The following is a 10,535-nucleotide window of genomic DNA, read 5'->3' as shown; positions in this document are numbered from 1 at the left end:
GAAAATCTTTCTGTAAATAGAAAACATCCTGAGAATTTTTTAAAGCAGTGACCTTCAGGTAGTATGGCCCCAGAAATTGATCACTTAAGTTTCTAGGTCATACTAACAGAATTTAAGGCTTGTTTCCTGAAATTAATTGGGGACAGGCCTTTTAGCTTTTTACAAACTCTGTCAGTGTTGTACCAATTTATATAATCTTTAATAGCTTTCTCTAAGTCGTTTAAGTCCTTAAAGGTCTTTTCTTTTCCATAAAACATTTCAACTTTCATTCTTCCAAAGAATATCTCAATCATGATGTTGTCATGAGTAGTAGCTTTTCTGGACATGCTTTGGATTAGGTTATGCTTTTTAAGCCAGTTGCAATAATTGATATGCTGGTATTGCCAACCTTGGTCTGAATGAACTAAAGCTCCTGAGACTTTATTCTCTTCGAGTACATTTTCAAATCGTTTTAACATACGGTTAATCTGGTCAAAGGTTGTATGTCTGGCAACATCATAGGCAACAATCTCATTGGTACACATATCAATGATTGGTGACAGGTATAACTTACCTTCTGCAATGGCAAATTCGGTAATATCTGTTGCAAAGCTGGTCATTGGCTTAGGAGGATTGAACTCTCTGTTAAGTATGTTTGGCGCTATCTTTCCTACAGTACCTTTGTAAGAGTTGTATTTCTTATATACTTTAGGATGAGCCCCCTGAAGCCGCAGGTGATGCATCAGCTTATGAACTGTCTTGTGGTTCAGATGCATGCCCTGGTTGCGTAAGGCATACATTACACGTCTGTATCCATAGCGTTCCTTGCTATCAGAATGAATCTTCCTGATTGCAGCAATCTGCTCACTATAGACTGCATCTAAACACTTAGAAGGAGCTTTACGCAGCTGGTAAAGGTATGATCCTCTACTCATATGAGCTTCTTCTAAAAGCATTTTGAATGGGTATTTAGGCCTTAGCTCAAGCACTAATTGAGCTTTTATTTGTTGGTTTTCTTTCTTAGATAGTCTTGGGCTAAGGCCTCGAATTTTTTTGAGAATTCTTCATGGCAGCGAAGTCTTAGAAGTTCTTCTTTTAAGGCTTTTTCTTCTTCTGGAGAGTATTCTGAAAATGATTTTTCTGATTGAAGAAGCTTATCTACATTTACCTTTACCTTGCTTTTAGTTGATTTTGTTTCTGAATTTCTTGGTCTACCTTGCTTTTTCATATTTCTCAGTCCCTCTTCGCCTTGTGACTGATAAATATCATACCATTTGATTATTATCGAATTGCTCGGTATTCCAAATTTAATTGATAATTCACGTAATGATCCTTTTCCATTAGCATATGCTTTAGCAACTTTAATTTTGAAATCTGGTGTATATATATTTTTTTTACCATGAGCCTGCAAGGAATTATTTTGAAGTAATCTTACTAATTCTCTTACGTAATTATAATTCAACCCCCATTTATTTGCTGTCGATGAAGAACCAATCTTAAAGTAATCTTCAATAACTAATAACTTTTGTTCATAAGTTAATTTCATAATAAAACCCCGTTATCAATCAAGTGATCAATAACGGGGTTCATACTACAGGTTACTGCTTTTGTGTTATTAATATACCTGTTTGTTTTTATAAGTCAGCTTCCAACACTTCCGTGAAAAGCCCCAAAATGTGGCTTGCTTTGATATAACGATTAAATTCCACTAGAAAAACTGATTTATGGCCTCCTAAAATAAGGTCCCGGCAACAATCCGTAATTGTATATCGTATAAGAATCAGCTGAACGCGGCAGCCCGGATTCCCCTGCCCTGATGCGGTGACTCAGTCTTCTGACGGATTCTCAAGCTCATCAGTGGTATATTTACGGCAGCGTTTTTCTGAAGAAACCATCGAGGATGCGGTATCAGGAATGCGGTGCATTACCTTTTTAAGATCAACTTTTTTGGAAGTGTCTGCAGATTGCCGTTTTCATCCTCACCTTCAATGGCGCAGAAAATGAATTCTCCGGATGACGGATCAATATCGAAGAAATCAGACACTGACGCGGCTTCAGCATCAGGAAACTCTTACTGTTCCTCAATGAACTTTTCATAAATGAATTCAAAAAGAGCCTCTCTGGCAATCTTCATGACTCTGACCTCATCCTTCCGCATTACCCGATCCTTTCGTTTCATGTTTTCACCTTTGCCGCGCGGATCCGTTCAACCGCAAAATCTTCTGATTCCTTTTAGGAAGCCGCAAGAACTGTAATCAGTTCTCAGGCCTGTAGAAATGGAATTTCGGGTGCATCCATACGGGCTTGAGCCTTTTATCAAAGACATACTCGGCTCCTAAAGGAGATTTGCTGTCCATGTGATAATCGGTACCGCAGGAAGCATACAGATCAAACTCAAGAGCAAGCTCTGTAGGATAAGTCAGTTCGTACCTGAAATCTTCCGTCTCCCCCTGTCTGCATCCCAGAGTTTCCATGGCCTCGCCGCCTGCTTTTTTGAAGCGTTCAGCCAGATCATGCATTTTTTCCAGTCTTCTTTCCCTGGTGTTTTCAGGCTTTTTAGGATCAAAGTAACGCCAGATGTGGGCAAGAACGGGAATACCTCCGGCCTTCAGAATGCATTCAACAGCCTCTTCCATTTTACACCAGCCGGCTTCCCCGATTTGTATCTCACCGCCGATCCCGAAATATTTACGATATACATCATCCGGAGAACTGAGATTAACAAGCTTTTTCTTCAGCAGATACTGAGATACGCTGTACTTGTTTACGGTTCCGGGAAAGGAGTTCATCAGGTCATCGTAATCGGCCATGATTCCCGCGGCATTCAATTTCCGGCAGAGCTCCCTGGTATGCTCCTTTCTTTTTTCGTCCTGCTGTTTCAGAAGAGATGTGAGGCATTCGTTTCTGATGTCAGGACAGAGTCCCTGAATGTGAATCTTTTTCGGAGTGGAAATCTCAACACCGGCCACCAGCTTTACCGAGGTCTTCAGGGATTCCTCATATGCCTCATCTATTCCGGATACATTGTCATGATCGGACAGACCGAACACTCTGATGCCGGCGGCTTCAGCCTTTCTGACGACCTCGGCGGGAGTATGTGCTCCGTCTGACCTGTTGGAATGATTGTGCAAATCCAGTTTTAAACCTTCACAAGCCTCACTCATGAGACCTCCTTAATTCTGTTATCACCGTAATTCAGCTTTCAGCATGCTGACGTATCCGCAGTATTTTCCGTAGATATCCTACATCATACGCACTGCTTAGAAAAGCCGTCAGCCTTTATTTCTCAGCAGCAGTCACCTTTTCTTTCACGGCTCCGGGAATCGCCGGATCGTCCCTGCGGTATCTGCGGCTTAACAGGAACACCAGCAGTGCTCCGACTGACAGTACGAACATGGTTCCTGCCATTGGTACCGCTGATTTACCGGGAATGCAGTTGAACACCAGTCCGGCAATTGAACCGAGTCCGAAACGCATGAATCCCATTACGGACGAAGCGGTTCCGGTCATTTCCGGAAACTTGCCCAGAGTGTAGGTGGTACTGAGGGCCCCCACAAGCCCCACCGTACACACGGTCATCACCACCGGAATAATCACCAGTACGATGCTCTCGACCTCCACCAGTGCGCCTGCGAGAAGCAGGGTTCCGCCTGTGGCACTCAGACAGAGAGCACTCAGGAAAGTAGGCATGAAGCCGAATCTTTTAACGAAGAAACCGGTAAAGCTTACCACTGTCATAATGGTCACCACGTTCATGGCGAACACGATGCCGAAGGTCATGCTGTCCAGACCGTAAATTCCCATATACACGGAAGAGGCCCCGGAAATAAAGGCAAACATGGCGGCACAGTTCATGGCCTGAGCCAGCACCGAACCGCAGACACCGCGATGTCCCAGGATTCGGCGGTAGTTTCCGGCCACGGCTCTGAAATTAAGAGGCTGTCTGTTTTCGACGGGGAGCGATTCCTTTATACCGAAGCCTATGAATATCAGAATCATCACCCCGATGAAGGTCAGCAGATAGAAACAGTATTTCCAGCCGAAACCGGCAAGGAAACCGCCAAGTGTCGGAGCCACCAGCGGAGCAAGACTCATGGCTATCATTGAAAGATTTATGGCTCTGTTGAACTGTGTTCCCCTGAAAATATCCTTCATCACCGCATTGGCGATTACCGCTCCGGCGGCTCCGCCTAAAGCCTGAAGAAGTCTCATGCAGAAAAACACCCTGAAATCAGTGGTAAGCACGGCTCCGAGAGAAGCCAGGGTAAAGAGCAGAGTTCCCGCCAGAATTATCTTCCTGCGTCCCAGGGCATCGGATACCGGACCGTAAAAAAGCTGCCCCACGGCAAAACCTCCGAAGAATACGCTTACGGTAAGCTGCATATCGTTAATGGAGGAATTCATGACTCCGGCAATAGTGGTAAGCGACGGCAGATACATATCCGTGGCAAGAGGCGCCACACAGCTGGCAAAACAGAGAATCAGAACTGTTTTAATGAATTTGGCATCAGACATACGCACTTATACTCCATTGACGGCGACCTGGTTTTTAACTTTGTCATGATCCCGGCGGAAAGCCCTGCCTTTTCAGATTTGGCGGCGGACTTCATTATCAGGTTCATGAAACGGGAATGAATCCGGGCACTAATTTTAACACACATTGCCGCAGCTGATTTTCTGAAAAACGCCCGGCACTCAAAATAAAAAGTTCCCGCAGGTTTGTCCGGCTTGCAGAGGCATTACAGGTTTCAGGTCTTTTTTTGTTTATTCAGTCCAGATTCCACTTCATGGAGTACGTAAAAATAAATGATTTACATGTATGTCGCATGTATTACATATAAACAAAGTACTTTATATTTATACCAGACATAAAGTCTGATAAACAGCTTAATGCCGGTGATGCCTTGAAAAAAAAGCAATTAGGTAAAAATCAGGAAGCCGGCCCCTGAAAAAGCGGTATGTGCAAACGGAGCAAAGCCAGGAAAAGGCTCGAACCACGATAAGTGGTACAGCAGGAATGGCTATATGTTTACCATACCGCGTCACAAAGAGATTGGTGAATCGCTCGCAAGGCTTATAATCAGCCAATCTCTGAAGTGATTTTTAAAAGCCTCTGAAATATGAGGCTTTCTTAGACATCTTAAAGGAATTTATATGAACGTTCAAGATTATTTAAAATATTCGGCAAAAATTACGCCTGATGGAAAATTCTATATGATCGAAATTGACGGCAAGGGTTGGGAAGGCGCTTTAAGTCAGGGACGTGCCGGGCATTTTTTATTCTGAGCCTGATGTATTTAAACGGAATTGAAATGGACGGGGATGTGCAGGCTTCAGTAAATCTGATTAAAAAGACCATGACCGTAATGACCTCCTGATTCTCCGGAAAAAACGACAATACAGACCCCATGAAGATCGAAGCGGTGTCAGTCAGTCCTGACACCGCTTCGCAGCAGATCTGAAAAATGAATGACGCCTAGGCAAGAAGAGCCGAACGCGCTGAAACCTTTGGCTCGCTGTCGTTTGACAGAACAAAATTATAGGCCATGACACAGATTCTGCCGGTGTAACCGTTAATCAGCTTTCTGAAGGCGCCGGATCTGAGTCTCAGGTTAAGAGTTTCATCAAGGAATCTGTTTTCATCGACATTCACGGCCACGGCAATAACCGAATAGCTCTCGGAACCGCCGATATCCTTCAGAATGAAGATGTTGCCGAAGGTGATAATCTCATAGTTTTCCATATCGGAAATAAAGTCATAAACCGCCTGCCAGATGGTTATGCTGCTGCGGTTTCCGAGGTACTTCTTCTGCAGCAGGAGATAATCCCTCAGCACTTCGCCGAGCACGGAGGCATCAGCATCCTCAATCGCCTGCTCAATCTGTTCCCTGCGTGAAACCAGAGAACACAGGTCTCTGAGGTAATCACTGTTGGAGTTAACCTCATCTGCCACCGCCATAACGATCTCGGTATTCACCAGTTCCGCCACGTCAAGACGGCTGTCAGTCTGTGTTACCAGTGATACCAGCCCCTCCGCATAGAGAATCTGCAGGAATCTTCTGGTATAGGCATAGATTTCCCTGGCGTAGCCGGTATTTACGCGGGGATCATACTGGCTGACCTCCTTCATGTTCACCACTTCTCCGTTAAGAAGTCTGGCCACGCCGATGTCACCGCAGAGAAGATAGGCTCCGGTTCCGCTGCCGAGACTGTCTCTCACAAACCAGATGGCATTGCTCACATTGGAGGTGATGAACATGTCCCTGGCCTCAATTGAGGTGAACAGAGTGCTCGGCTTTACCAGTCCCCCGTCATAATGACCGCACCAGTCGTACAGTTCATCGGAATCAAGTTCGGAGAAGCTTGCCTTCAGAATGGTGGTCATTTCCTCGAAGGTGATACCGCACCAGCCGAACATGCGGGTAGAACCGGTCTGCTTCTCTGAGGAAAGATTGTAGAAAAGTGAACCTGCCCCCGGATGTTCAGGATGAACCAGCATATCGGTAATCCCGGGAATGTGGGTACCTGCCAGGGCAAGATAGATAAAACCGTCCCTGCGGCTGCTTTCGATAAGACCTGCCCAGAGCCTGCGCCAGGCATTCAGAAAATCAGCGGTACGGGTTACAAAGCGCAGTACCCTGTCAAAATTCTTGAATATCAGCACCAGCTTTCTGCCGGTATCAGCACTCAGGGTCTTAAGCTGTGCCGCCCAGTCGTATTTCGGCAGTTTTCCGGTTTCAGGATAAAGAGTCCTGATGGCCTGTGCGGTCTGTTCGCAGAGGTCGGTAATGAATCTGTTGTACTGAGTGGTGTTGTTAACTTCCATGAAATCAAAGGTAAGTACCGCGTACCTGCCTCTTTTGGCGAAAGTGTCCGCAGACTTGACTATATCGGTTCCCCAGAATACGGAGGTCTCGGTCTTTTCATTGTAGAAAGCCCCTACCATGTCGGCAAAGGTGGACACGCCCAGTCCGCCCGGTGCGCACAGGGATATGAAATTGTGACCTTCTGAAACAGCATTGTCGACCTCTTCAATGTATGAGGTCTTGTCGGCTCTGAGCTTGCGTGAACAGAGAGAAATATAAAGATTATCCTGAGTTACATCAATCAGCATCTGCAATACCGGTTTTTATAATTATTCTGAAAAACAGAAATCGTTTAAACACACATCGTACAATTCAATGCATATTATACAGTATTGTAACAAAATTTCTTGTATTAAAAGGTTTCAGCCTGAATTTATTGCAGGATTCACGGATTATGCTGAACGCATCCGTCCGTTTTCAGAAAAATCAGGCGTTTCCGGCCTGATTTTCAGGAAACTGCCGGTAACGGTGTTTTTCATAAGAAAAAGCGTACGGCAGCGCATGTAGCAAAAAAAAGAATATCAGCGGAAACACCGGGGCATCCCCGCTGATATTCACGGGGAAATCATCCTGCGATTGAACCAAGAGCCGCGCGCAGTGAATTGAGCTCATCCTTGGTCATGGTTACGCCCTTGCCCATCTTTTCATGATTAGGGGCCCAGTCACGCAGATCGTACTTAGGGGCGGCATTGTTCCAGGAAACAAGGTTAAGCTCCTTGCGCCACCCCTTAGGGTTTTCGGAAATAACAGCCAGCTCCTCTACTATTTCAAATTTGATATCAGTCATTAGTCTTTCCTATGGTATTAATTATTGATTATTTTTATAAGTTTCCGGTTTTGCTATTTTTATTTCTCCGTGCTCCGCCGTTCTGAAAACCAACCGTTTTCACTCCTTTATTCACCTGCGGAACATCATAAGCTGATTTATTGTGCGTTATATTCTTTCATTAATTGCCTTGCACATCTGTATACGATGTCTCATTTTTTGAAAAAATTGTAAAATATTTTTATAAAACAAACACTTTTATTATCTTAATTGCTTTTCTAATAAATAAAAATCGTTATTTAACTTAATATCTATTTTAACCATCGGGAATATTCATAAATAGATTATTTTAGATAAATATAATTATTTAATACCATCAAAACAGAATTCAGACAGTTTCAGTCTGTTTTAACCGGAAAAAGCTTCGGCATACGGAATGAAGCTGAAATAACGGATACTGCTTCACGATTTTTTTTGACCTTCCGAGCAACAGTGCAACGCCGTACTGTAACGGGAGAACGGTAAACGTTAGAATATTTACCGTATGTCATCTTCAGGAGGTTTTTCATGTCAAAGGACGGGAATTTACTTAAGTCTCTGTTTACGGGAAAGGGATTCTTTTCAGAAACCGGCGTTCCGGGAATCGCCGCCTTAATTGCCGCCATGTGTCTATGTCCTGAAGTTCAGGCCGGGGATGAGGCTGCCGTTAACGGTCACGGAACGGATACCATCACCCATGTTATGAAAAACTGCCTCCATCCGGACGCTTTTTCCCGTCCGGAAAACGAACATCAGCCCGGCAGCACTCCGGGCTCGCTCCTAATCATCGCCGATCCGTCCGATAACAAACCTGAAGAGAATGCCGGTGATGAAACCCAGCCTGATGATGCCTTCGACGAAACTTCCGTTACGGCAGAACAGAACGTGCGGAACAGTGATTCCCCGAAGGAAAAAGGCGGAAAGAAAAAGAAGGGAAAGATTAATCCCGAAAGCATAAACAAAGCCTTCGCCACCCCTGACATAAAGATAAAATCACCAAAGGAAATATCCAAGACCGTTTATTCCCGAGAAGCCGTGGCCGCGCACTCCTCCATCAGCATACTGCTGGATCCGGGACATGATTATGAAGACTACGGAGCCGTCTCCACCGAATACCGCGTCAGTGAATTCGTACTCAACCATAATCTGGCCCTGAAGCTCGAAAAGGAACTCAGAAAACGCGGATACTCCGTGGACTTCACCCGTACCCTTCTGGAGAAGTCACCGCTAAAAAACAGAGTGGCGAAAATCAGAAAACATGACATCCTTGTATCCCTGCATCATGACTCGGTTCATGAGAAGGACTGCGAATGGACAAAAAACAAGACCTGCAGAACGGACAGGGCTAACGGCTACTGCGTGATGATTTCCGACGGAAACCCGCAGCTTCGGAAATCATACATACTGTCATATGCCATCAGCTCATATCTTAAGAACAGCAGAATGGTGCCCAACCTGTACCACAGAAATGACAAGAGAATGATTCTGGTAAATGACGACCTTGCAGTCTATGACCGCCGCAATCTTTACATACTGCGCCGCAGCATTCCGGCCGTGCTTCTCGAAACGGCGGTAATCACCAATCCCAGAGATGAGGAAATGGCTCTGAATCCAGATTTTCAGGACAGATACGTTAAAGCCGTGGCTGACGGCATCGATGCGTATTTTGAAGCGGAGAAATAACAGAAATCTGATAAACGGAGATTTTTAACTCCTTTTACCGATCAGAAAGGCTGCAGAAAGAAAAACAGAGATTTTCTTTTCTGCAGTCTTCTTTTTATAAATCAGTCCGGTAAAGGCCTTAAGTTAATTTCTGTCCCAGCATCTTTTTCTGTCTTCATCGGTAATGGCTCTTACCACGCGGCACGGATTCCCTACCGCCACGCAATTGTCCGGGATATCCTTTACCACCACGCTGCCTCCGCCGATGACGACATTGCTGCCGATTTTAACTCCGGGCATTACCTGCACTCCCGCACCTATCCAGACATTGTCACCTACGGTAATGGGATATGCGTACTCAAGTCCCGCATTTCTTCTTTCGGCATCAGTCGGATGACCTGCGGTATAGAATCCGCAGTTGGGAGCAATAAACACGTTATCGCCGAATATCACTTTACCGCCGTCAAGAATGACCGTGTTGTGATTTGCAAAAAAGTTCTCGCCGATTTCAATGTTATATCCGTAGTCACACCAGAACGGAGCGACGATTGTAAAGGCTTCCCTGGTTCTGCCGAGAAGCTCACGCATGATTCGACGCTGTCCTTCTTCGTCCGACGGACGGAGACTGTTGAAATCGTAGCACAGCTCTTTCGCCGCCGCTCTCTCGCGGATAAGTTCCCTGTCGTAGTTGGCGTCATAAAGCATCTGCTTCTGCATTTTTTCTTTTTCAGTCATAAGCTCCCCTGTTACTTATTGCCTGACAGGCAGTATAACCGAAAAAAAGCAGATAATCCGCACCATCTTCATGAAACCTGTCGAAGATAACATGCATTCCTTAAATCTGAATTTCTGAGATGATACGGTCAACCTGCGCAAAAGGCATCGTACTCCCGAAACTTTGCTGTTTTAAACATATACGAAAAATAATTTTATGGAAGTTATAGAAAACACGAGACTTCCATAATTTTTTGCAGTATAATATAAACATATGTATTGTATGTTTATATGGATGATTTTATGGCCGTAACAGACACTCCGAAATTACCACCTCTCATGATTATCAATCAGGGAAAATACTCTTATGTCACGACGTATAAGATTGCCTGGGACAAAACACTCAGACAGCCGAGAAGGGTACCGGGGCAGAATAAAACCGTGGGCAAGATTGTCGGTGGCGGAACTGAAGGCGTCATAGAATGGAATTCTGAATTTCTTGACGAACA

General features: G+C 44.8%; 10 protein-coding genes. 3 read left to right on the top strand and 7 right to left on the bottom strand.

Annotated features, from left to right (window positions below):
* Positions 1-92: 92 nt before the first annotated feature.
* From T489_RS0111160 to T489_RS0111140, 4 genes are all read right to left on the bottom strand, one after another.
* Positions 93-983 carry an IS3 family transposase gene (locus tag T489_RS0111160; RefSeq protein ID WP_031580112.1) on the bottom strand — a complete coding sequence of 297 codons (891 nt, stop codon included), beginning with the start codon at positions 981-983 and terminating at the stop codon, positions 93-95.
* Positions 980-1,525, bottom strand: a complete 546-nt coding sequence (locus T489_RS0111155; protein WP_031580111.1) for a helix-turn-helix domain-containing protein — start codon at positions 1,523-1,525, stop codon at positions 980-982. Before T489_RS0111155 ends, T489_RS0111160 begins: the two co-directional genes overlap by 4 nt.
* Positions 1,526-2,234: 709 nt before the next feature.
* Positions 2,235-3,143 carry a PHP domain-containing protein gene (locus T489_RS0111145; protein ID WP_031580110.1) on the bottom strand — a complete coding sequence of 303 codons (909 nt, stop codon included), beginning with the start codon at positions 3,141-3,143 and terminating at the stop codon, positions 2,235-2,237.
* Between the two features lie 115 nt (positions 3,144-3,258).
* Positions 3,259-4,494 (bottom strand): Bcr/CflA family multidrug efflux MFS transporter, encoded by a 1,236-nt coding sequence (locus T489_RS0111140; RefSeq protein WP_051622065.1) that lies wholly within the window; start codon positions 4,492-4,494, stop codon positions 3,259-3,261.
* Between the two features lie 639 nt (positions 4,495-5,133).
* Here T489_RS0111140 and T489_RS15640 point away from each other — a divergent pair.
* Positions 5,134-5,265, top strand: a complete 132-nt coding sequence (locus T489_RS15640; RefSeq protein ID WP_255327010.1) for a hypothetical protein — start codon at positions 5,134-5,136, stop codon at positions 5,263-5,265.
* Positions 5,266-5,455: 190 nt separating this feature from the next.
* On the opposite strand, the gene T489_RS0111125 is transcribed toward T489_RS15640, so the two are convergent.
* Entirely contained in the window at positions 5,456-7,093 is a 1,638-nt protein-coding gene (locus T489_RS0111125; RefSeq protein WP_031580108.1) for an AAA family ATPase, read from the bottom strand.
* Between the two features lie 317 nt (positions 7,094-7,410).
* On the bottom strand, positions 7,411-7,632 hold the full coding sequence (locus tag T489_RS0111115; protein ID WP_031580107.1) for a YdbC family protein: 222 nt from the start codon (positions 7,630-7,632) through the stop codon (positions 7,411-7,413).
* 546 nt (positions 7,633-8,178) lie between these two features.
* Between T489_RS0111115 and T489_RS0111105 the strand changes: the two genes are divergently transcribed.
* Complete coding sequence (locus T489_RS0111105) at positions 8,179-9,333, top strand: N-acetylmuramoyl-L-alanine amidase family protein (protein ID WP_031580106.1); 1,155 nt, start codon at positions 8,179-8,181, stop codon at positions 9,331-9,333.
* 123 nt (positions 9,334-9,456) lie between these two features.
* On the opposite strand, the gene T489_RS0111100 is transcribed toward T489_RS0111105, so the two are convergent.
* The gene (locus T489_RS0111100; RefSeq protein WP_031580105.1) at positions 9,457-10,047 is read right to left on the bottom strand and encodes a sugar O-acetyltransferase; all 591 of its coding nucleotides are present in this window, start codon (positions 10,045-10,047) and stop codon (positions 9,457-9,459) included.
* Between the two features lie 282 nt (positions 10,048-10,329).
* Here T489_RS0111100 and T489_RS13740 point away from each other — a divergent pair.
* Positions 10,330-10,535: hypothetical protein (locus tag T489_RS13740; RefSeq protein WP_037319772.1), on the top strand; the 206-nt coding region annotated here is incomplete at its 3' end.

The organism is Ruminobacter sp. RM87 (assembly GCF_000701925.1).
In the GTDB taxonomy this organism is placed as follows: domain Bacteria; phylum Pseudomonadota; class Gammaproteobacteria; order Enterobacterales; family Succinivibrionaceae; genus Ruminobacter; species Ruminobacter amylophilus.
The sequence above is the reverse complement of the archived record's forward strand: the minus strand, read 5'-3'. Positions and strand labels throughout refer to the sequence as shown.

What these genes read in the sequence shown, in the direction of transcription:
- T489_RS0111155 (WP_031580111.1), bottom strand. Translation starts at nt 1,525, where the DNA reads ATGAAATTAACTTATGAACAAAAGTTATTAGTTATTGAAGATTACTTT.
- T489_RS0111145 (WP_031580110.1), bottom strand. Translation starts at nt 3,143, where the DNA reads ATGAGTGAGGCTTGTGAAGGTTTAAAACTGGATTTGCACAATCATTCC.
- T489_RS0111140 (WP_051622065.1), bottom strand. Translation starts at nt 4,494, where the DNA reads ATGTCTGATGCCAAATTCATTAAAACAGTTCTGATTCTCTGTTTTGCC.
- T489_RS15640 (WP_255327010.1), top strand. Translation starts at nt 5,134, where the DNA reads ATGAACGTTCAAGATTATTTAAAATATTCGGCAAAAATTACGCCTGAT.
- T489_RS0111125 (WP_031580108.1), bottom strand. Translation starts at nt 7,093, where the DNA reads ATGCTGATTGATGTAACTCAGGATAATCTTTATATTTCTCTCTGTTCA.
- T489_RS0111115 (WP_031580107.1), bottom strand. Translation starts at nt 7,632, where the DNA reads ATGACTGATATCAAATTTGAAATAGTAGAGGAGCTGGCTGTTATTTCC.
- T489_RS0111105 (WP_031580106.1), top strand. Translation starts at nt 8,179, where the DNA reads ATGTCAAAGGACGGGAATTTACTTAAGTCTCTGTTTACGGGAAAGGGA.
- T489_RS0111100 (WP_031580105.1), bottom strand. Translation starts at nt 10,047, where the DNA reads ATGACTGAAAAAGAAAAAATGCAGAAGCAGATGCTTTATGACGCCAAC.